The organism is Streptomyces sp. NPDC029296, assembly GCF_055569255.1.
The window spans coordinates 162,342-181,942 of record NZ_JBVHXT010000011.1; the positions used below are offsets into that span (position 1 = coordinate 162,342).

The 19,601-nt window shown below is 72.3% G+C and carries 20 protein-coding genes; 9 read left to right on the forward strand and 11 right to left on the reverse strand.

What is annotated here, in order from left to right; genetic code table 11:
• Positions 1 to 828 (reverse strand): zf-HC2 domain-containing protein, encoded by an 828-nt coding sequence (locus ACZ4W9_RS12725; RefSeq protein ID WP_467935153.1) that lies wholly within the window; start codon positions 826 to 828, stop codon positions 1 to 3.
• 28 nt (positions 829 to 856) lie between these two features.
• Positions 857 to 1,399: an RNA polymerase sigma factor gene (locus ACZ4W9_RS12730; protein ID WP_467935154.1), complete on the reverse strand. Its 543-nt coding sequence runs from the start codon at positions 1,397 to 1,399 to the stop codon at positions 857 to 859.
• Between the two features lie 715 nt (positions 1,400 to 2,114).
• On the opposite strand from ACZ4W9_RS12730, the gene ACZ4W9_RS12735 reads away from it, so the two are divergent.
• From ACZ4W9_RS12735 to ACZ4W9_RS12745, 3 genes are read left to right on the forward strand one after another with little or no spacing between them, the layout of a single operon-like run.
• A complete protein-coding gene (locus tag ACZ4W9_RS12735) occupies positions 2,115 to 4,481 on the forward strand; it encodes an RNA degradosome polyphosphate kinase (RefSeq protein WP_467935156.1) in 2,367 nt (788 codons plus the stop codon).
• Positions 4,462 to 5,592 (forward strand): CHAD domain-containing protein, encoded by a 1,131-nt coding sequence (locus ACZ4W9_RS12740; protein ID WP_467935157.1) that lies wholly within the window; start codon positions 4,462 to 4,464, stop codon positions 5,590 to 5,592. The genes ACZ4W9_RS12735 and ACZ4W9_RS12740 overlap by 20 nt, the downstream gene beginning before the upstream one ends.
• Before the next feature lie 15 nt (positions 5,593 to 5,607).
• Positions 5,608 to 6,033: an NUDIX hydrolase gene (locus tag ACZ4W9_RS12745; RefSeq protein ID WP_467935158.1), complete on the forward strand. Its 426-nt coding sequence runs from the start codon at positions 5,608 to 5,610 to the stop codon at positions 6,031 to 6,033.
• Between the two features lie 69 nt (positions 6,034 to 6,102).
• On the opposite strand, the gene ACZ4W9_RS12750 is transcribed toward ACZ4W9_RS12745, so the two are convergent.
• Complete coding sequence (locus tag ACZ4W9_RS12750; RefSeq protein ID WP_467935160.1) at positions 6,103 to 6,267, reverse strand: hypothetical protein; 165 nt, start codon at positions 6,265 to 6,267, stop codon at positions 6,103 to 6,105.
• Positions 6,268 to 6,378: 111 nt separating this feature from the next.
• Between ACZ4W9_RS12750 and ACZ4W9_RS12755 the strand changes: the two genes are divergently transcribed.
• Both ACZ4W9_RS12755 and ACZ4W9_RS12760 read left to right on the forward strand, forming a co-directional pair.
• Positions 6,379 to 7,233: an SCO4651 family lipoprotein gene (locus ACZ4W9_RS12755; RefSeq protein ID WP_467935161.1), complete on the forward strand. Its 855-nt coding sequence runs from the start codon at positions 6,379 to 6,381 to the stop codon at positions 7,231 to 7,233.
• Between the two features lie 118 nt (positions 7,234 to 7,351).
• Complete coding sequence (locus ACZ4W9_RS12760) at positions 7,352 to 7,513, forward strand: hypothetical protein (RefSeq protein ID WP_467935194.1); 162 nt, start codon at positions 7,352 to 7,354, stop codon at positions 7,511 to 7,513.
• 24 nt (positions 7,514 to 7,537) lie between these two features.
• On the opposite strand, the gene ACZ4W9_RS12765 is transcribed toward ACZ4W9_RS12760, so the two are convergent.
• Positions 7,538 to 7,846, reverse strand: coding sequence for a metal-sensitive transcriptional regulator (locus ACZ4W9_RS12765; RefSeq protein WP_181795224.1), 309 nt, complete (start codon positions 7,844 to 7,846; stop codon positions 7,538 to 7,540).
• A 215-nt stretch (positions 7,847 to 8,061) separates the two neighbouring features.
• On the opposite strand from ACZ4W9_RS12765, the gene ACZ4W9_RS12770 reads away from it, so the two are divergent.
• Together ACZ4W9_RS12770 and ACZ4W9_RS12775 are read left to right on the forward strand one after the other, a co-directional pair.
• Entirely contained in the window at positions 8,062 to 8,682 is a 621-nt protein-coding gene (locus ACZ4W9_RS12770) for a DUF47 domain-containing protein (RefSeq protein WP_397942455.1), read from the forward strand.
• Between the two features lie 7 nt (positions 8,683 to 8,689).
• The gene (locus tag ACZ4W9_RS12775; RefSeq protein ID WP_467935163.1) at positions 8,690 to 9,688 is read left to right on the forward strand and encodes an inorganic phosphate transporter; all 999 of its coding nucleotides are present in this window, start codon (positions 8,690 to 8,692) and stop codon (positions 9,686 to 9,688) included.
• 138 nt (positions 9,689 to 9,826) lie between these two features.
• On the opposite strand, the gene pstB is transcribed toward ACZ4W9_RS12775, so the two are convergent.
• The 4 genes from pstB to pstS all read right to left on the reverse strand — a co-directional run bounded on the left by pstB (position 9,827) and on the right by pstS (position 13,946).
• On the reverse strand, positions 9,827 to 10,603 hold the full coding sequence (gene pstB, locus ACZ4W9_RS12780; protein WP_467935164.1) for a phosphate ABC transporter ATP-binding protein PstB: 777 nt from the start codon (positions 10,601 to 10,603) through the stop codon (positions 9,827 to 9,829).
• Between the two features lie 47 nt (positions 10,604 to 10,650).
• Positions 10,651 to 11,706: a phosphate ABC transporter permease PstA gene (gene pstA, locus ACZ4W9_RS12785; protein ID WP_467935165.1), complete on the reverse strand. Its 1,056-nt coding sequence runs from the start codon at positions 11,704 to 11,706 to the stop codon at positions 10,651 to 10,653.
• Positions 11,703 to 12,707, reverse strand: a complete 1,005-nt coding sequence (gene pstC, locus ACZ4W9_RS12790; RefSeq protein ID WP_467935166.1) for a phosphate ABC transporter permease subunit PstC — start codon at positions 12,705 to 12,707, stop codon at positions 11,703 to 11,705. Before pstC ends, pstA begins: the two co-directional genes overlap by 4 nt.
• Before the next feature lie 108 nt (positions 12,708 to 12,815).
• A complete protein-coding gene (gene pstS, locus ACZ4W9_RS12795) occupies positions 12,816 to 13,946 on the reverse strand; it encodes a phosphate ABC transporter substrate-binding protein PstS (protein ID WP_467935168.1) in 1,131 nt (376 codons plus the stop codon).
• A 327-nt stretch (positions 13,947 to 14,273) separates the two neighbouring features.
• On the opposite strand from pstS, the gene ACZ4W9_RS12800 reads away from it, so the two are divergent.
• A complete protein-coding gene (locus ACZ4W9_RS12800) occupies positions 14,274 to 15,854 on the forward strand; it encodes an FAD-binding oxidoreductase (protein ID WP_467935169.1) in 1,581 nt (526 codons plus the stop codon).
• Positions 15,855 to 15,903: 49 nt separating this feature from the next.
• Here the strand turns inward: ACZ4W9_RS12800 and ACZ4W9_RS12805 are convergent, their stop codons facing one another.
• The 3 genes from ACZ4W9_RS12805 to ACZ4W9_RS12815 form a co-directional block, all read right to left on the reverse strand.
• Positions 15,904 to 16,599, reverse strand: a complete 696-nt coding sequence (locus ACZ4W9_RS12805) for a phosphatase PAP2 family protein (RefSeq protein WP_467935170.1) — start codon at positions 16,597 to 16,599, stop codon at positions 15,904 to 15,906.
• A 230-nt stretch (positions 16,600 to 16,829) separates the two neighbouring features.
• Complete coding sequence (locus ACZ4W9_RS12810) at positions 16,830 to 17,774, reverse strand: C40 family peptidase (protein WP_467935192.1); 945 nt, start codon at positions 17,772 to 17,774, stop codon at positions 16,830 to 16,832.
• A 246-nt stretch (positions 17,775 to 18,020) separates the two neighbouring features.
• Positions 18,021 to 18,791, reverse strand: coding sequence for a trypsin-like serine peptidase (locus ACZ4W9_RS12815; protein WP_467935172.1), 771 nt, complete (start codon positions 18,789 to 18,791; stop codon positions 18,021 to 18,023).
• Positions 18,792 to 19,150: 359 nt separating this feature from the next.
• Here ACZ4W9_RS12815 and ACZ4W9_RS12820 point away from each other — a divergent pair, with 359 nt between their 5' ends.
• Complete coding sequence (locus tag ACZ4W9_RS12820; RefSeq protein WP_014673544.1) at positions 19,151 to 19,459, forward strand: hypothetical protein; 309 nt, start codon at positions 19,151 to 19,153, stop codon at positions 19,457 to 19,459.
• Positions 19,460 to 19,601 lie beyond the last annotated feature (142 nt).

Here is a 19,601-nt window from a genome sequence, read left to right on the forward strand (position 1 = left end):
TCATCGGACGCCCCCGGTGGACTGGTCGAAGCGGTCCCGGGTGAGGAAGAGCAGGCCGGCGGCGAGGGCGGCGACCCCGGCGGCCACGCCCTGCCCGGCGGCGGTGAACGGGGCGAGCATCCGGTCGCCGCCGCCGCGGGCCGCCTCGGCGAGGAGCAGCAGCACGATCCAGCCGCCGCCGGCCAGGGCGGGGGCGGCGACCGGCCCGAGCCGGGGGGTCAGCGCCAGCCCGGTCGCGGTGAGCGCGAGCGCGGGCAGCAGCCAGGCGAACGCGCCCGGCCCGAACCCCGGCAGGGCGAGGCCCGCCAGACCGGTCAGGGCGAGGGCGGCGGTCAGTACCGCGACCGTGCGGATCATCAGCAGCCGGAAGCCGTGCAGCGGGGAGACGACCGTCATCTCGTACGTCGGGTCGGCCACGGGCCCGTACGACAGGGCGACCCCGGCGAGCGGCAGCAGCGGGGCGAGCGCCAGGAACAGGGTGGCCGAGTGGCCGGCCCGGGCGGTCAGCACGGACATCGCCAGCACCAGCGTCACGGCCGCCAGCCACGAGCGGCGCAGCACCGGGGTCGCGGCCAGCAGCCGGGCGGTGTGGCCGGCCACGCCGAGCCGCAGCAGCAGCCGCTCGAACGGGCGGGGCCGGGGCGCGTCCAGCTCGGCGTCCAGCCGCGCCCAGGCCGCGTCCAGCGCCCCGCCGTCCCAGGCCGCGGCCAGCGCCGCCCGGCACCCGGCACACCCGGCCAGGTGCGTGTCGGCGGACCACAGCAGCGGCGGTTCCAGCTCCCCGCGGGCGTAGGCCCGCAGGTCTTGCTCGGCGACGTGCCAGCTCATGCCGGCACCCCCGCCGGTCCTCGTTCCGTCATGCCAGTGCCTCCCGCAGTTGCTTGCGGGCCCGCATCGCCCGCGTCTTGACCGTGCCGGGCGGAATCCCGAGCAGGACGGCCGCCTCCCGGGTGGTCAGCCCGTCGACGACCGTGGCCTGGAGCACCGCCCGCAGCTCCGGGGAGAGCCGGACGAGCGCGCCCGCCAGGTCCCCGTGCTCCACGCCCGCCAGCACCCGGTCCTCGGCGGACGCCTCGTCCCGGTGGCGCAGCCGGGCCAGCGCCTGCCGCAGCCGTCCGCGCGCCCCGTCGCCGCGCCGGACGTCCACGAGCCGACGGGAGCCGACGCGCCACAGCCAGCCGGCCACCTCGCCCTCCTCGCGGTAGCGCGCCTTGCCCCGCCAGATCGCGAGGAAGGTCTCCTGGACGACGTCGTCCACGACCCCGGCGTCGGCGCAGCGCCCGCGCAGCCGTGCGGTCAGCCAGGGCGCGTACCGCCGGAACAGCTCCTCGAAGGCGTGCCGGTCGCGGTCCGCCGCGATGGCCCGCAGCAGCTCCGCGTCGCTTCTCGTCTCGCTCACGTCTCCTCATCGGACGGGACCCGCCGAACGGTTCACGCCGGTCGCGACCGGCTCCCCGCCTCCCCTCCCGCCCCGCGCGGACCTCCCAGCAGAGCAGACGGACCCCGGCCCGCGCCCGCCGGGGCACGGCGGCACCGACCGCGCCGAGGAGCGGGGGCCGGCCCGCAGCACCGGACGGTGTACGCGCCCCTCGCAACCGTGGGCTGCGGCGAGTCCGTCGGAACCCGCCCACACTCGCACCCGCACCTGCCGCCGGACCGCCTACGCCCGTCCGCACCCGCCGCACCACCGCCACCCGGACCGTGCCCGCGGGGACGCCAGGCCCCAAGGCCCGTACCGCCCGCCCCCGCGCGGCGGCACCGACCGCGCCGAGGAGCGGGGGCCGGCCCGCGGCACCGGACGGTGTACGCGCCCCTCGCAACCGTGGGTTGCGGCGAGTCCGTCGGAACCCGCCCACGCTCACACCCGCACCCGCCGCCGGACCGCCTACACCCGTCCGCACCCGCCGCGCCACCGCCACCCGGACCGTGCCCGCCCCCTCGCCACGCACCCGGCCGCCTCCCGGATCACCGCCCCGCCCCCGCGGCCCCTCCCCGGCCGCCGCCCCGACGGCAGCCCTCCGACCTCGGCCGGGACCCCTTCGGGCCGCCCCCCGCTATCCCACACGTCATGTCGCCGTAACCATTGATTCAGCCGGGCTTGCGACGCTCGGCCAATGACACCCGTCGTGCCAGAGCCTTCGCCGCCCCCCGAGGGGCCCGCCGCGGGGAGCGGAACCGTGCGGCTCCCGCCCGCGCGTTCCGACGCGCCCGTGTCAGCAGCAGCGGGGAAGAATGGGTTCATGAGTCAGCAAGACGCCCAGGCCGAGGCCCAGCACACGCCGCAGCCCCCCGTGGGCTCCATCGCCGCGCACCGGCAGCGCGCCGTGTCCCCCGCTGTCTCCGGTCTGGCACCCGACCTCGACGCGGACCCCGACGCGTACGAGGAGGCCCCGGCCGACGGCGCCCCCCTGCCCCAGGGCCGCTTCCTCGACCGCGAGCGCAGCTGGCTCGCCTTCAACGAGCGGGTCCTGGAGCTGGCCGAGGACCCGGACACCCCCCTGCTGGAGCGCGCGAACTTCCTCGCCATCTTCGCCAGCAACCTGGACGAGTTCTTCATGGTCCGGGTGGCCGGCCTCAAGCGCCGCATCGCCACCGGCGTCGCCACCCGCTCCGCCTCCGGCCTCCAGCCGCGCGAGGTGCTGGAGATGATCTGGGCCCGCTCCCGCGAGCTGATGGCCCGGCACGCCGCCTGCTACCACGAGGACGTCGCCCCCGCGCTCGCCGAGGAGGGCATCCACCTGGTCCGCTGGACGGAACTGACCGAGAAGGAACAGGCCCGCCTGTTCACCCTGTTCCGGCACCAGATCTTTCCCGTCCTCACCCCGCTGGCCGTCGACCCCGCGCACCCCTTCCCGTACATCTCCGGCCTCTCGCTGAACCTGGCCGTCGTCGTGCGCAACCCGGTCAGCGGCCACAAGCACTTCGCCCGGGTGAAGGTGCCCCCGCTGCTCTCCCGCTTCCTGGAGGCCTCCCCGGGCCGCTACGTCCCCATCGAGGACGTCATCGCCGCCCCCAACCACCTCGAAGAGCTGTTCCCGGGCATGGAGATCCTGGAGCACCACGCCTTCCGGATCACCCGCAACGAGGACCTGGAGGTCGAGGAGGACGACACCGAGAACCTGCTCCAGGCCCTGGAGAAGGAACTCCTGCGGCGCCGCTTCGGCCCGCCGGTGCGCCTGGAGGTCGAGGAGTCCATCGACCGCGAGGTGCTGGACCTGCTGGTGCGCGAGCTGAAGATCTCCGAGGCCGAGGTGTACCCGCTGCCCGGCCCGCTGGACCTCACCGGGCTGTTCCGCATCCACTCGCTGGACCGGCCGGAGCTGAAGTACCGGAAGTTCGTCGCCGGCACCCACCGCGACCTCGCCGAGGTCGAGTCGGCGTCCCCGCCCGACGTCTTCGCCGCCCTGCGCGCCCGGGACGTGCTCCTGCACCACCCCTACGACAGCTTCTCCACCTCCGTGCAGGCCTTCCTGGAGCAGGCGGCCGCCGACCCGGACGTCCTCGCGATCAAGCAGACCCTGTACCGGACCTCCGGCGACTCCCCCATCGTGGACGCGTTGATAGACGCCGCCGAGTCCGGCAAGCAGGTCCTCGTCCTGGTCGAGATCAAGGCCCGCTTCGACGAGCACGCCAACATCAAGTGGGCGCGCAAGCTGGAGGAGGCCGGCTGTCACGTCGTCTACGGCCTGGTCGGGCTGAAGACCCACTGCAAGCTGTCCCTGGTGGTCCGCCAGGAGGGCGAGACCCTGCGCCGCTACAGCCACGTCGGCACCGGCAACTACCACCCGAAGACGGCCCGCCTGTACGAGGACCTCGGCCTGCTCACCGCCGACCCGCAGGTCGGCGCGGACCTCTCCGACCTGTTCAACCGGCTGTCCGGCTACTCCCGCCGGGAGACCTACCGCCGTCTGCTGGTGGCGCCCAAGTCGCTGCGCGACGGCCTGGTCTCCCGCATCCACAAGGAGATCCAGCACCACCGCGCGGGCCGGCCCGCATTCGTCCGGATCAAGGTCAACTCGTTCGTGGACGAGGTGGTCATCGACGCCCTGTACCGCGCGTCCCAGGCGGGCGTGCCGGTGGACGTGTGGGTGCGCGGCATCTGCGCGATACGCCCCGGCGTCACCGGCCTGTCGGAGAACATCCGGGTCCGCTCCATCCTCGGCCGCTTCCTGGAACACTCCCGGGTGTTCGCCTTCGGCAACGGCGGCGAACCCGAGGTGTGGTTCGGCAGCGCCGACATGATGCACCGCAACCTCGACCGCCGGATCGAGGCCCTGGTCCGGGTCGCCGACCCCGGTCACCGCGCAGCCCTCAACCGGCTGCTGGACACCGGCATGTCCGACACCACCGCCTCCTGGCACCTCGGCCCGGACGGCGAGTGGACACGGCACGCGACCGACGGGGACGGCGGGCCCCTGCGCAACGTCCAGGAGATGCTCATAGACGCCCGGAGGCGCCGGCGTGGCACAGCGACACCTTGACCAGACGGACCCCACGGCCGAGGAGGCGACGGGGGACGCCCTCGCGGGCTACCTGCGCGCCCAGGCCACGGAGTTCCTCCGCGCCCTGCGTCTGCACCGGGAGACCGGCGGCAACGGCGGGAGCGCTCCCCTGCGCGCGGGTACGGGCGTGGCGGGCGACGGCGCGGAGGAGTCCGTGGACGCGGCGCGCGCCCTGCGCCGCTCGGCCCGCCGCATCAGCGGCAGCCTGCACACCTTCCGCCCGCTCCTCGACCCCGGCTGGTCCGAGGAGATCCGGCCCGAACTGGCCTGGCTGTCCGGCACGCTGGGCCTGGAGCACGCCTACCAGGCCCGGCTGGAGCGGCTGTTGCTGGCGCTGCACCGGCTGTCCGGGGTGACGGCGCTGCCCGTGCCGGCGGTCGACGCCCTGGCGGTGGGCGGCCGGTCCCTCACCGGGAAGGCGGCGAACCCCGGCGGTCCGGCGTACGCCACGGCACCGCCGGAGCGCGGCACCCTCACCGTCGGCGCGGCCAAGGCGGGGGCCCTGCTGGAACGCCAGCTCACCCTGGCCCGGACCCGGGCCCACTCCACGGCGCTCCAGGCCCTCGGCTCGTCCCGCTTCCACGCGGTGGCCGACAAGGTCGCCGTCCTGGCCAGCGAGGTCCCCCTCACCCCGGCCGCGCCCGGCACCGGGCTGGGCGCGCTGGCCGGTGCCGCCGAGGAACGCCTCACGGACGCCGTCGCCGCGCTCCCCCTGGTCACCGCCGGTCACCCCTACAACGCGGAGGCGCTGGTCCACGGCCTGTCCCCGGAGCCGTCCCCGCACCCCCAGGACGGCCCCTGGCACCAGGTACGGCTGCTGCTGCGGCTGTACCGGTACGCCCGCGAGGTGCTGCACGGCGGCACCGCCCCGCTGGACGTGCGGCTGCTGACGGCCGGGCAGGCGCTGAACCGGCACCGGGACGCCTCGGAGGCGGCAGCGGCGGCGGCGCAGGCGGCCCGTACGCCCCGGATCACCCCGGCCACCGCCTACGCCCTCGGTGTGCTCCACGCCGACCAGCGGCACGAGGTGGAGGCGGCCCGGTTCACGTTCCAGCAGGCCTGGCAGAAGCAGGCCGTCCACGCGCCCTGAACCGGAGGAGACGGCGTGACCGACACCGTGGTCCAGGCGGCGGGCTGCGTCCTGTGGCGCCGCTCACCGCTCACCGGCGCCCTGGAGATCTGCCTGGTGCACCGGCCCAAGTACGACGACTGGTCGCACCCCAAGGGCAAGCTGAAGCGGGGCGAGGACCCGCTCGCCGGGGCGCTGCGCGAGGTCGCGGAGGAGACCGGGTACACCGCCGAGCCCGGCGAGGAGCTGCCCGCCGTCTGCTACGCGGCCGACGGCCGCCTCAAGCGGGTGCGGTACTGGACCGCCGAGGCGGTTTCCGGCCACTTCACCCCGAACCCCGAGGTGGACCGCATCCTCTGGCTCGCCCCGTCCGCCGCCCGGGCCCGCCTGACCCAGCCCCGCGACCGGGACCTGGTGGACGCCCTGGACCGGCCCACCGGACACCGGGACCGACGGGCCTGAGCCCGCTGCCTCCCGGCGCCCTGTCCCGCCCCCTGGGGGCCGGCCCGCAGGGGTGCGGGGCGGGGCCGTTCAGCCGGACGGCGCGTGGGTCTCCGCGTCCGTGCGGGCCTGGCTGCGGGCACGGCGGGCCGGGCCGCGCCAGCCGCAGGTGCAGCGGGCCACGCAGAAGCGGCCCTGTTCGGTCGTCGAGGTGCGGTGTTCCCGCCCGTCCTGCCGCGCCGGGGTGAGTGCCACGCCGACCACCGTACCGAGCGTGCCCGGCGGCGCGTGACGGTGCTCCCCGGCCGTCGTTATCCGGACGACGGGAGGCCCGTGACGGACACACCGGCTGGGGGTAGGCAGGCGATGGATCGGCGGCAGCACAGGCGGGCGGGCGGCACGCTCGCCGCGCTGGGCATCCTCCTCGGGGCCGGCGGCGCCGGCTGTTCCGGCAGCGGGGCCGCCGCCGAGGACGTCAAGGGCGCGGCCGACCCCGTGAGCGCGCTGCACCGGGCCGCCGAGGCGCTGCGGGCCGCGGGCAGCTCCAAGGCCGGCACCGCCATGGAGATGGCCACTGGCGGCACCCGGGTCACCATCCGCGGCCGGGGGGTCTACGACTACCGCCGCCGCCACGGCCGGCTCACCGTGATGCTCCCCGCCGGCCCCACCGGCGCCTCCGGGCACCGGCCCATCACCGAACTCCTCACCCCGGGCGCGCTGTACATGAAGAACCGGGGCGCGGGCGTGCCCGCCGGCAAGTGGGTGCGGCTGGACACCGCCACGCTGTCCGACGGCAACCTGGTGACCGGCGGCGCCACCGACCCGTACGCGGCGGCCGAGCTGCTGCGCGGCACCCGCGAGGCGGCCTTCGTGGACCGCACCGAGGTGGCCGGGACGGCCGTACGCCACTACCGGGGCACCGCCGACCTGGCCAGCGCCGCCCGGTACGCCTCGGCCGGGAACCGGGCGGCGCTGGCCGCGGCGGCGAAAGGGTTCGCCACGGCCCGCGTGCCGTTCGACGCCTATCTGGACGACCAGGGCCGCGTCCGCAAGCTCCGGCAGCGCTTCAGCTTCGTCAACGGCCACACCGAGGCCACCGTCGCGGTCGCCTCCACGCTGCTGCTGTACGGCTTCGGCGTGCCCGTGGACATCCGGCTGCCGGCCCCGGCGGACATCTACACGGGCAAGGTCGCCGGGGACGAGCCCGGGAAGAGCGGTTGATTCCGGCCAGTCACTAGTCCCAGACGGCCCTTTTGTAAGTAGCCCGTCCGTGCCATGCGCGGCGTGCGGACCGCTGCCTACCCTAGGAAGCGGTGACGGCAGGGAAGAGGTGAGGCGGGTGGCTCCGGTCGGCGGCACGGCGGTTCAGGACCACGTGGCCCTCGCCGAGATCGAACTCTGCGGAGAGCTGATCATCGCGGCCTCGGCCGCCGAGGACCGGCTCAGCCTGGAGCGCATCGACGCGGTCCTGCGCGTCGCCGAGGAACGCGACCGCGGCTGAGCGCGGCCCGCGCCGCCGCACCGCTCAGGTGCGCAGCAGGCGGCCGATCGCCTTCGTCGCCTCGTCCACCTTCGCGTCGATCTCGTCGCCGCCCTTGAGCGCCGCGTCCGCCACGCAGTGCCGCAGGTGTTCCTCCAGCAGCTGGAGCGCGAAGGACTGCAGGGCCTTGGTGGAGGCGGAGACCTGGGTGAGTATGTCGATGCAGTAGGTGTCCTCGTCCACCATCCGCTGCAACCCGCGGATCTGCCCCTCGATGCGGCGCAGCCGCTTGAGGTGCTCGTCCTTCTGCTTGTGGTAGCCGTGCGTGGCGCCGGCCTCGGTCGTCGTCGTCATCGCGGGCCTCCGTCTCGGGACGAGCTTCGGACAAAAGGGACAGATACCCCTACTGGGTATATGGTAACGAACTTTGCGGGGTAAGGGGGCCTTCGTACGCCCCCGTGCTCATCACAGTGCCCGATGGGCGACACTGGGATGCGGCCCGTTAGCCGTGGCCGGATGATGCGCCTAGCATCAGCCTGACCGAAACCGAAGCACCCCGAGGACCCCACGTGCGCTTTCGTCTGACCCCCAGGGAGACGAGCTTCTACGACATGTTCGCCGCGTCCGCGGACAACATCGTCACGGGCTCCAAACTCCTGATGGAACTGCTCGGGGCGGACTCCTCCGCCCGGGCCGAGATCGCAGAGCGTATGCGGGCCGCGGAACACGCAGGTGACGACGCCACGCACGCGATCTTCCACCAGCTGAACTCCTCGTTCATCACGCCGTTCGACCGGGAGGACATCTACACCCTCGCCGGTTCCCTGGACGACATCATGGACTTCATGGAGGAAGCCGTCGACCTGGTCGTCCTCTACAACGTCGAGGAACTGCCCAAGGGCGTCGAGCAGCAGATCGAGGTCCTGGCCCGCGCGGCGGAGCTGACGGCCGAGGCCATGCCGAACCTCCGCACCATGGCCAACCTCACCGAGTACTGGATCGAGGTCAACCGGCTGGAGAACCAGGCCGACCAGATCCACCGCAAGCTGCTCGCCCACCTCTTCAACGGCAAGTACGACGCCATCGAGGTGCTGAAGCTCAAGCAGATCGTGGACGTCCTGGAAGAGGCGGCGGACGCTTTCGAGCACGTGGCGAACACGGTGGAGACCATCGCCGTCAAGGAGTCCTGAGGCGTCGATGGACACCTTCGCCCTGATCGTGACCGTCGCGGTCGCGCTCTTCTTCACGTACACGAACGGCTTCCACGACTCCGCGAACGCCATCGCCACCTCGGTGTCGACGCGTGCGCTGACCCCGCGGGCGGCCCTCGCCATGGCGGCCGTGATGAACCTCGCCGGCGCCTTCCTCGGCTCCGGCGTCGCCAAGACGGTCAGCGAGGGCCTGATCGAGACACCACAGGGCTCGACGGGGATGGGCATCCTCTTCTCGGCCCTGGTCGGCGCGATCGTCTGGAACCTGGTCACCTGGTACTTCGGCCTGCCGTCGTCCTCCTCGCACGCCCTGTTCGGCGGCATGGTGGGGGCGGCCCTGGCGGGCGGCACGGACGTGCTCTGGAGCGGGGTGCTGGAGAAGGTCGTCATCCCGATGTTCATCTCCCCGTTCGTCGGCCTGATCGTCGGTTACCTGGTCATGACGGCGATCATGTGGCTGTTCCGGCGGTCCAACCCGCACAAGGCCAAGCGCGGCTTCCGCATCGCCCAGACCGTCTCGGCCGCCGGCATGGCCCTCGGCCACGGCCTCCAGGACGCCCAGAAGACGATGGGTGTCGTGGTGCTGGCCCTGGTCATCTCCGGCCACGAGACGTTCGGCGACCCGATCCCGGTCTGGGTGAAGATCGTCTGCGCGGTGATGCTGTCCCTGGGCACGTACGCCGGCGGCTGGCGGATCATGCGCACGCTCGGCCGCAAGATCATCGAGCTGGACCCGCCGCAGGGCTTCGCGGCGGAGGCCACCGGCGCCTCGATCATGTTCACGACCGCGTTCATCTTCAAGGCGCCGATCTCCACCACCCACGTCATCACCTCGGCGATCATGGGCGTCGGCGCGACCAAGCGGGTCAACGCGGTCCGCTGGGGCGTGGCCAAGAACATCGTCCTCGGCTGGTTCATCACGATGCCGGCCGCCGCCCTGGTCGCGGCCCTGGCCTTCGGCATCGTGAAGCTGGTGGCCCTGTAGGACCGCGAGACGGCCGGACGCGACGGGCCCGCCCCCGGGAGCCAGGGGCGGGCCCTTCTGCGTCCTCGCGGTGGCACCGCCATGCAGCACCGCGAGGGGTCCGATCGCCGCCCCGGCCGGGCCGGGGCGGGGTGCCGGTCAGCCGAAGCGGCCGGAGATGTAGTCCTCCGTGGCCTGGACCGACGGGTTGGAGAAGATCCGCTCGGTGTCGTCGATCTCGACGAGCCGGCCCGGCTGGCCCACCGCGGAGAGGTTGAAGAACGCCGTACGGTCCGAGACCCGCGCCGCCTGCTGCATGTTGTGGGTCACGATGACGATCGTGAACCGGTCCTTCAGCTCGCCGATCAGGTCCTCGATGGCGAGCGTGGAGATCGGGTCCAGCGCCGAGCACGGCTCGTCCATGAGCAGCACCTTCGGCTCGACCGCGATCGCCCGCGCGATGCACAGCCGCTGCTGCTGGCCGCCGGAGAGCCCGGAGCCCGGCTTGTTCAGGCGGTCCTTGACCTCGTTCCAGAGGTTCGCGCCCTTGAGCGAGCGCTCGACGACGTCGTTCAGCTCGCTCTTCTTGTAGGTGCCGTTCAGCCGCAGGCCCGCCGCCACGTTGTCGAAGATCGACATCGTGGGGAACGGGTTCGGGCGCTGGAAGACCATGCCCACCTCGCGGCGCACCGACACCGGGTCGACCCCGGTGCCGTACAGGTCCTCGTCGTCGAGCATCACCTTGCCCTCGACGCGGCCGCCGGGGGTCACCTCGTGCATCCGGTTCAGGGTGCGCAGGAACGTCGACTTGCCGCAGCCGGAGGGGCCGATGAACGCCGTCACCGAACGCGGCTCGACCGTCATCGAGATGTCCTCGATCGCCTTGTGGGAGCCGTAGTAGGCGGTGAGCCCGCTCACGTCGATTCGCTTGGCCATGTCTGCTTCACTTCCAGGTCTTCGGGCTCGGTCGCTGTGTGGCCGCGTCAGCGACCGGTCTGGGGCGCCTTCCAGCGGGCGATGCCGCGGGACAGCAGGTTGAGGATCATCACGAAGGCGATCAGCGTGAGGGATGCCGCCCAGGCGCGGTCGAACGCCGCGTCGTTGCCCGCCGCGTACTGCTGGTAGATGTACAGCGGCAGCGACGCCTGCGCCCCGTCGAACGGGTTGGTGTTGATGAAGGGGTTGCCCCACACCAGCAGCAGCACCGGCGCGGTCTCGCCCGCGATCCGGGCGATGGCGAGCATGATGCCGGTGGTGATGCCGCCGATGGACGTCGGCAGGACGACCTTCAGGATGGTCCGCCACTTGGGCACGCCGAGCGCCAGGGACGCCTCGCGCAGCTCGTTCGGGACGAGCTTGAGCATCTCCTCGGTGGAGCGGACGACGACCGGCATCATCAGGATGGCCAGGGCCAGCGAACCGGCGAAGCCGAACGGGTCCAGCTCCAGGATGAGCATCAGGCTGAGGATGAACAGGCCCGCGACGATCGACGGGATGCCCGTCATGACGTCGACGAAGAACGTGACCGCCTGCGCGAGCCGGCCGCGCCCGTACTCCACCAGGTAGACGGCGGTGAGCACGCCGATCGGGGCGCCGATCAGGGTCGCGAGGCCGACCTGCTCCAGGCTGCCGACGATGGCGTGGTAGATGCCGCCGCCGGGCTCCGCGTCACCGACGATCCCCATGGAGTGGGTGAGGAAGTGGACGTCGAGCACCTGCACGCCGCGCGAGACGGTCGTCCACACCAGGGAGACCAGCGGGACGACGGCGAGCAGGAAGGCGACCCAGACCAGCGAGGTGGCGACCCGGTCCTTGGCCTGCCGGCGGCCCTCCACGCGGGCGGCGATGCCGTAGGTGCCGAGGACGAACAGGATCGCGGCGATCAGGCCCCACTGGATCTTGCTGTCGAGGCCGGCGCCCAGGCCGATGCCCACCGCGACGGCGACGGACCCGGCGGCGATGGCCCAGGGGGACCACCGGGGCAGGCTGGCGCCGCGCAGCGAGCCGGGGCGCTTGTCGGTGACGGCTGCGGTGCTCATGCGTTGGCCCCCGAGTACTCCTTGCGGCGGGCGATGATCGCGCGGGCCGCGCCGTTGACCAGCAGGGTGATGACGAAGAGGACCAGACCGGAGGCGATCAGCGCGTCCCGGCCCTGCACGGTGGCCTCGCCGAACTTGCTGGCGATGTTCTGGGCGAAGGTGCCGCCGCCGGGGTTCAGCAGGCTGGCGTGGATGTCGTAGTCCGGGGAGAGCACGGTGGCCACGGCCATCGTCTCGCCGAGGGCGCGGCCGAGGCCGAGCATGGACGCGGAGATCACACCGGAGCGGCCGAAGGGCAGCACGGACATCCGCACGACCTCCCAGCGGGTGGCGCCGAGGGCCAGGGCGGCCTCCTCGTGCATCCGCGGGACCTGCCGGAACACCTCGCGGCTGACGTTGGTGATGATCGGCAGGATCATGATCGCCAGCAGGATGCCGACGGCGAGCATGGTGCGCGGGGCGCCGTCCTCCCAGGCGAAGATCCCGGTCCAGCCGAGGTAGGTGTCCAGCCAGCCGTACAGGCCGCGCAGGTGCGGGACGAGGACGAGGGCGCCCCACAGGCCGTAGACGATGGACGGCACGGCGGCGAGCAGGTCGATCACGTAGGCGATCGGGCCGCTCAGCCGGCGCGGGGAGTAGTGGGTGAGGAACAGCGCGATCGCGACGGCGATCGGGACCGCGATGACCATCGCGATCACCGAGGAGACGATCGTGCCGAAGACCAGCACCGCGATGCCGAAGACCGGCGGGGTGAGGTTGGTGTTCCACTCGAAGGTGGTCAGGAAGTTCCCGTGGTCCTTGCTGATCGCGAGGGAGGCGCGGTAGGTGAGGAAGACCGCGATCGCGGCCATGATCACCAGCAGCAGGATGCCGGAGCCGCGCGACAGGCCCAGGAAGATCCGGTCGCCGGGGCGGGTGGCCCCGCGGGCCGCGCGCTTGCGTTCGGCGAGCGGGGGCTGGGAGGCGGAGGGAGGAGCGTCGGTTGTCGTCGATATGTCCATCGGGTTCTCCGGTCTGCTAAGCCGCGCTCCCGTGGGCGCGGCTCATGGCGGCGGTGCACCGGACGGCGGCCCGGCCCGTCGGGGCGCGGGCCGCACTCACGGATCAGGTCAGCTCAGGCCCTCGATGGTGGTGCGGACCTTGGCGATGATCTCGGCGGGGATGGGGGCGTAGTCGTTCTGCGCCAGCACCTTCTGGCCGTCCTCGCTGGCGATGTAGCGCAGGAACGCCTTGGTGGCGGGCAGGGAGTCGGCCTTGTTGCCCTTGTCGCAGACGATCTCGTAGGTGACCAGGGTGATCGGGTAGGCGCCCTCGGCCTTGGTCTTGTAGTCGAGCTGGAGCGCCAGGTCCTTGCCGGTGCCGATGACCTTGGCCGCGGCGATGTCCGCGGTGGCGGACTCGGTGGACGGCTTCACCGGGGCCTTGGCGCCGGTGTCGATGGCGACGGTGTCGATGCCCTTGGCGTAGGACAGCTCGAAGTAGCCGATCGCGCCGGAGTTCTGCTTGACGCCCTGGGCCACACCGGCGGAGCCGGAGGCGGCCTGGCCGCCCTGCGCCTGCCATGCCTTGCCACCGGAGTGCTTCCAGTTGTCGGGCGTGGTGGCGAGCAGGTACTTGGTGAAGTTGTCCGTGGTGCCGGAGTCCTCGGAGCGGTGGAAAGCCTGGATCTTCAGGTCGGGAAGCTTCGCGCCGGGGTTCAGCTTCTTGATCGCCTCGTCGTTCCAGTTCTTGATCTTGCTGTCGAAGATCTTGGCGATCGTCGGGGCGTCCAGGACGAGGTTGTCCACACCGGGGACGTTGTAGCCGAGGGCGATCGGGCCGCCGACCATCGGCAGGTCGATGCCCTGGCCGCCGTCGCAGACCTTCTTGGAGGCGGCGACCTCTTCGGGCTTCAGCGCGGAGTCGGAACCGGCGAACGCGATCTGGCCCTGGGTGAAGGAGGTGACACCGGCACCGGAGCCGGCGCCCTTGTAGTTGATCTGCACGTTGCAGGCCGGGGAGAACGCCTTGGTCCAGGCGTCGATCGCGTTCTTCTGCGCCGAGGAGCCGTCCGCGAGCAGCTGGCCCTTGGCGTCGTCACACTTGATGGAGCCGGTGCTCGCGGCGCTGGACGAACCGCCCGAGGCCTTGCCCCCGTCGCCGTTGTCGTCGGAGCCGCACGCCGTCAGGGCCAGGGCGCTGGAGACGGCGACAGCACCGAGAGAGAGGGCGCGCAGCCGGTTCTTGCGCTGAAGCTTCACTTTCGGGAGTTCCTTCCAGGAGCCGCCGCGATCGGCGGCGCGCGAAGTGAGAGATGCGGGGGTGCGAACGCGTCGTTGGCCGCACTCCGCACCGTGTACGGCCGAAATTAGGCAGAACAGGTGAAGCCGCCGATGGCCAGAAATGAACGGAGAGTGAACCCCTGCCGTCGGCCCGGTTAGGTCACGGAATGCTCACGGGGAGGCCACACGGAGGTCCCGGCGGGCGCCCCGCACGAACGCCCGTGCGGGGTTCCTCACCCGTCCGGGGGAACCCCGCGGTGCGGGGCGTCGTCTCGTTCCACGACAGCCGAGGAAAGGGCGACGGACATGGAACGGCGTACGTTCATCTCGGGCGGCACGGCCGCCCTGGCGACGACCGCGCTGGCCGCGTGCGGGGCGGGCGGGGGATCCTCCGCCCCCACGGCGTCGCTCGCGGGCCCGGCCTCCGTCACCGCCCTGCGGACCACCGCCTCGGCCCGGGCCGGCGCCTCGGCCAGGGCCGCCGCGAACTGGACGGCCCTCGCCCGGGACCTGGACGGCACCCTGGTGCGGCCCGGCGACGCCTCCTGGAAGACCGCCCACCAGCTCTACAACACCCGCTTCGACGGCCTGAAACCGGCCGCCGTCGCCTACGTAGCGCACACCGCCGACATCCGCACCACCCTGGCCTACGCCCACGCGCACGGCGTCAAGGTCGCCATCCGCAACGGCGGCCACTCCTACGCCGGCTACTCCTCCGGCGACCAGCGGCTGATCGTCGACGTGTCCCGGCTGAACCGCGTACGGGCCGGCGGGGGCCAGGCCGTCGTCGGCGCCGGCGCCAAGCTGATCGACGTCTACCGCGCGCTCGCCGCGAAGGGCGTGACCATACCCGCCGGCTCCTGCCCCAGCGTCGGCGTCTCCGGGCTGGTCCTCGGCGGCGGCCACGGCGTCGCCTCCCGCGCCTACGGCCTGACCTGCGACAGCCTCATCCAGGCCACCCTGATCACCGCCGACGGCACTCAGGTCACCGCCGACGCCCGCAGGCACGCCGACCTGTTCTGGGCCCTGCGCGGCGCGGGCAACGGCAACTTCGGCGTCGTCACCGAGCTGCACTTCCGGACCCACACCGCGCCCCAGGCCGTCACCGCCCACCTGACCTGGCCCTGGTCCAAGGCCGCCAAGGTGCTCAAGGCCTGGCAGGAGTGGGGCCCGTCCCAGCCCGACGAGATCTGGTCCTCCCTGCACCTGGCCTGCTCGCCGGGCCGCACCCCGACCGTCTCCGTCTCCTGCTTCTCCCTCGGCACCTACCGCGAGCTGCAGAACGCCGTGGACCGCCTCGCCCACCTGGCCGGCGCGAGCGCCCGCTCGGTCTCCCTGCGCCGCCGCGGCTACGAGGAGGCCATGGAGGTCTACGCCGGCTGCTCCTCCTTCGCCACCGACGCCCAGTGCCACCTGCCGGGCCCCACCCCGGGCCGCTCCCCGCAGGGCAGGCTCGGCCGGGAGACGTACGCGGCCCGCTCCGACTTCTTCGACCGCTCGCTGTCCGCGGCCGGCATCCAGACCGTGCTGAGGCAGATCGCCGCCGTGCGCGGCGGGGGCGGCAGCATCGCGTTCACGGCGCTCGGCGGCGCGGTCAACCGGGTCTCACCGACCGCGACCGCGTTCGTCCACCGCCGCTCCCGGATGCTCGCCCAGTACATCGCCTCCTGGGGCGCGGGCGGTTCCGGCACCACGGCGCAGTCCTGGCTCACGTCGGCGCACAAGGCGATGGCGCCGTACGCCTCCGGCGCGGCCTACCAGAACTACACGGACCCCACGCTGAAGAACTGGAAGAAGGCGTACTACGGGGACGCGGCGGCGCGGCTGGACAAGGTGAAGAAGGAGTACGACCCCCAGCGGTTCTTCTCGTACGCGCAGGGGCTGTAGGGACGGTGCGGCACCGGCCCCCGGTCACCGGGGGCCGGCCGCTGTCCGGCTACGCGGCCAGGTCCCGTTCCTCGGACTGCGCCGTCCGGCGTGCGCCGGGCAGCACCGGCACGTCCGGGGCCGTCCGCCGCCGGATGAGCCGGCCCGCCCGCGGCGAGCGCTCCACGGCCCGCATCAGCGGGGTGAGCAGCGCCATGGCCGGCGGGGACAGCAGCAGCACGACAGCCGTGCCGAGCGCGAAACCGCCCACGACGTCCGTCGGGTAGTGCACGCCCATGTAGACCCGGCAGAAGCCCTCCAGCAGGGCCAGGCCGATGCCGGCGAGGCCGAAGCGGCGGTTGGCGACGAACAGGCCCACGCCGAGCGCCATGGTCAGCGTCGCGTGGTCGCTGACGAAGGAGAAGTCGTCCTTGCCGGAGACCAGGACGTCCAGGCCCTGATGGTCCCGGAAGGGGCGGGGGCGTTCCACGAAGCCCCGTATCGGGACGTTCACGAGGACCGCGAGGCCGGCCGCGAGCGGCGCCCACACCAGCGCGGCCACCGACGGCGCCGCGTCCTCACCGCCCCGGCGGCGCACCGACCACCAGCACCACAGGACCAGCAGCACCATGGCGAGCAGCAGTCCGTACTCGCCGACGAACTCCATGACCCGGTCGAACCAGTGCGGCGCGTCCTTGGCCAGGCCGTTGATGTCGTACAGCAGGTCGACGTCGGGGTTCGATCCGGATTCGGCGAGTACAGCCATGGTGCTGCGGCCCCTTCGTCGTTCGTCCGGACGCACCGGGTGTGCGTCGCTCCAGCCCCCCGTGGTTCGTAGATCCGCTTCCGCTGCACTGCCGCACTTACGTCCGCTCGGCTACGTCAACAGGAACGCACGGCCACCATGAATACGTTCCACTCTCCACTGAATGATCACGCAGACGTTATCGAAGAGAGACTCGTCTCCGCAGTTCAGGGCGCAGCTTTACGCACGGTTCATACGTGTGTGGGAAGTGCTTTCGCGCCATCCTCTGTTACCCGCGTGGCGCCGAAGTAATCCGGGGTGTCGATCGGGTCGAAACGGATCACCGCGCCGGTGCGCGGGGCGTCGATCATGTACCCGCCGCCGACGTAGATCCCCACGTGCCGGATGGCCCGCGAGTCGGTGAGGTCGTCGGAGAAGAACACCAGGTCGCCGGGGAGCAGCTGGTCCCGCGAGGGGTGCGGACCGGCGTTGTACTGGTCGTTGGCCACCCGGGGCAGCCTGATCCCGACCTTCTCGTAGGAGGCCTTGGTCAGGCCCGAGCAGTCGAAGCGCCCGCCCTGCGCCGCGGTGCCCTCGCCGCCCCACAGGTACGGCGTGCCGAGCCGGCTCTGGGCGAAGGCGATGGCACCGGCGGCCTGGTGGGAGGGGTCGAGCCGGCTGACCGGCGCGGCGAAGCTCTTCTCCAGGCTGCGGATCCGCTGGACGTAGTTCCGCGTCTCGCTGATGGCCGGCACCCCGCCCGCCCGGATCACCCGGTACGCGCCCGCGTTGTAGGCGGCGAGCATGTTGTCGGAGACGTCACCGGGCACGTCCTTGACGTACTTCGCCAGTTCGCAGTCGTACGAGGCCGCCGACGGAATGGCGTCGTCCGGGTCCCAGATGTCCCGCTTGCCGTCACCGTCGCCGTCGATGCCGTGCGTGGCCCAGGTGCTGGGGATGAACTGCGCGATGCCGCGCGCGTCGGCCGGGCTGACCACCGTCGGATTCCAGCCACTTTCCTGGTAGAGCTGCGCGGCGAGCAGCGCGGGCGTGAGCGCGGGGCACAGATTGCCCCATTTCTGCACCAGCGCCTTGTAAGCGGCCGGCACGGCCCCCTTCGCCAGCCCCCGGCCCCCCGTGGTCACTCCGTTGACCAGGTTTCCGGCCACGATGTACACGCCGACGACCAGCAGCATCACAAAGCTCACGCCGAGCGCGACGGCCGCCCCACCGATCACCCATGACTTCCGCACGGTTCAACCTTCCCCCATACGAGGCCGTTCCAAGACCCCATTCGCGTGAAGTGGCGTCATTTCACGGTGAGTCCCCAGCGGATGACGCCGCGATTGTCGCCGGGCGTGACGATCGCGGTGGCTCGAGCACGTCCACGGCCACGGACACCGACACGAGGATCAGGCGTCCGTTCCCGTCCTGAGCCCGGGTCAGGAGACGCCCGCCGCCCGCTCGTACAGTCCGGCCGCCGCCCGCCCCAGCACCACGCTGTACGAGGTGTCGGCCGTGCTGCCGCCCTCCTCGTGGCCGCCGAGGACGCCGACGATCCGGTGGTCGCCGTTGACCCAGGGGCTGCCGCTGGTGCCTCCGGTGAAGCCGGGGCAGTGGACGCGCTGCTGGGTACGGCCGTACGGGACCGGCTTGTTCGCGCAGACGACGGGGACCTCGCGGGAGGCCGGGTAACCGGTGACGGTGACCCCGGTCGCGCCGGTGGCCGCCCCGGTCGTGAACCGGTCGGCCCCGGTCACGTCCTCCAGCCGCTCGCCGTCCCGTTCGGCGACGGTGGCGAAGGCGACATCGCCGTCCTCGTCCCGGTCCCGGGTCCACGCCCCGGGCAGGTACCGCCGCGTCACCTTCCACACCCCGTACGGCGCCCGCCCGTCGCGGTAGCCCGGCACGAACACCAGGCCGTCGCCGTCGCCGTCCAGGCAGTGCGCGGCGGTGACGATCAGATCGCCGCGCGGGCTGTGCGCCACCGCCGCGGTGCAGAAGTGACCACCGGCCGGCCGGCCCGCCCCGTCCGCGGCGAACAGCGCGCCCACCCGCGCGCTGCGCGGGGTCGCCACGGCGTCCGCGGTGACCCCGAACGGCCCCCACCCGTCGTCGACGGCGGCCACGGAGGCCGAGGTCAGCGCGAGCAGCACCACCGTGCCGAGCAGCGCGGGCCGCGAGGTGACCGGGCCGCGTGAGATGCGCTTCATCAAGCCCCACTCCGACCGTCAAAGGTGAGCAACGGAGCCCGGCTTCCCTGAATTCTCCCTGTGAATCAGCGGGCGGCGCCGTGAGACCATCGACGCGGCCTCCCACCCGACCGGCCGTCAGAAACGGCGCGGGTCGTAAAGGGGGTCAACGACAGAACCACAGGACAGGTTCCGGTCTGACCTCATTGCCCGGGGTGACCTGCCGTGATACACAGAGTGACGGTAGCTGCCACACATACGAAACCCGTCAGTGAATGACGCCAAGTCGACATACGTTGGCGACGTTGTCGGCGACAATGAGGCCTGACCTCTGCGCCCGCAGGGGCTCGCGGAACTACCCACCAGGGGCGGTGACTTACATGCTCTTTGCGGCCGACAAGGGAGACATCAACACCATCATCGGCGGGATCGCTCCGGACTGGGGCCCCTTCGGCAGCCTGGGCAACGAAGCCAAGGTGATGATCGAGGTGGTCATGGCCGTCGCCATCCTGCTCTGCCTCGGCATCGCGGTATGGGGCGCGGCCAAGCAACGGATCGGCGCCACGGCCCTGCGGGACACCTTCAGCGCCGAGCAGGGCAAGGGCCTGATCATCGCCGGCCTCACCGGGGTCTTCATCATCGGTTCCCTCGGCACCCTGTTCACCATCGTGTACGGCATGGCGGTATAGCCCCACCCGTACCGGGCACGCCCGGCCACGGCTGTCCCCTCCACCCCACCCGTCCGTCGTGCCCACCGGCTGAGGTTGCGTTTCCCTGATGTCGAGTCACCACACCCCGCCCGCGCGGGAACCAGCACGGCTACCGTCGTAT

What these genes read in the sequence shown, in the direction of transcription:
- ACZ4W9_RS12725 (WP_467935153.1), bottom strand. Translation starts at nt 828, where the DNA reads ATGAGCTGGCACGTCGCCGAGCAAGACCTGCGGGCCTACGCCCGCGGG.
- ACZ4W9_RS12735 (WP_467935156.1), top strand. Translation starts at nt 2,115, where the DNA reads ATGACACCCGTCGTGCCAGAGCCTTCGCCGCCCCCCGAGGGGCCCGCC.
- ACZ4W9_RS12755 (WP_467935161.1), top strand. Translation starts at nt 6,379, where the DNA reads ATGGATCGGCGGCAGCACAGGCGGGCGGGCGGCACGCTCGCCGCGCTG.
- ACZ4W9_RS12765 (WP_181795224.1), bottom strand. Translation starts at nt 7,846, where the DNA reads ATGACGACGACGACCGAGGCCGGCGCCACGCACGGCTACCACAAGCAG.
- ACZ4W9_RS12775 (WP_467935163.1), top strand. Translation starts at nt 8,690, where the DNA reads ATGGACACCTTCGCCCTGATCGTGACCGTCGCGGTCGCGCTCTTCTTC.
- pstB (WP_467935164.1), bottom strand. Translation starts at nt 10,603, where the DNA reads ATGGCCAAGCGAATCGACGTGAGCGGGCTCACCGCCTACTACGGCTCC.
- pstA (WP_467935165.1), bottom strand. Translation starts at nt 11,706, where the DNA reads ATGAGCACCGCAGCCGTCACCGACAAGCGCCCCGGCTCGCTGCGCGGC.
- pstC (WP_467935166.1), bottom strand. Translation starts at nt 12,707, where the DNA reads ATGGACATATCGACGACAACCGACGCTCCTCCCTCCGCCTCCCAGCCC.
- ACZ4W9_RS12800 (WP_467935169.1), top strand. Translation starts at nt 14,274, where the DNA reads ATGGAACGGCGTACGTTCATCTCGGGCGGCACGGCCGCCCTGGCGACG.
- ACZ4W9_RS12805 (WP_467935170.1), bottom strand. Translation starts at nt 16,599, where the DNA reads ATGGCTGTACTCGCCGAATCCGGATCGAACCCCGACGTCGACCTGCTG.
- ACZ4W9_RS12810 (WP_467935192.1), bottom strand. Translation starts at nt 17,774, where the DNA reads ATGCTGCTGGTCGTCGGCGTGTACATCGTGGCCGGAAACCTGGTCAAC.
- ACZ4W9_RS12815 (WP_467935172.1), bottom strand. Translation starts at nt 18,791, where the DNA reads ATGAAGCGCATCTCACGCGGCCCGGTCACCTCGCGGCCCGCGCTGCTC.
- ACZ4W9_RS12820 (WP_014673544.1), top strand. Translation starts at nt 19,151, where the DNA reads ATGCTCTTTGCGGCCGACAAGGGAGACATCAACACCATCATCGGCGGG.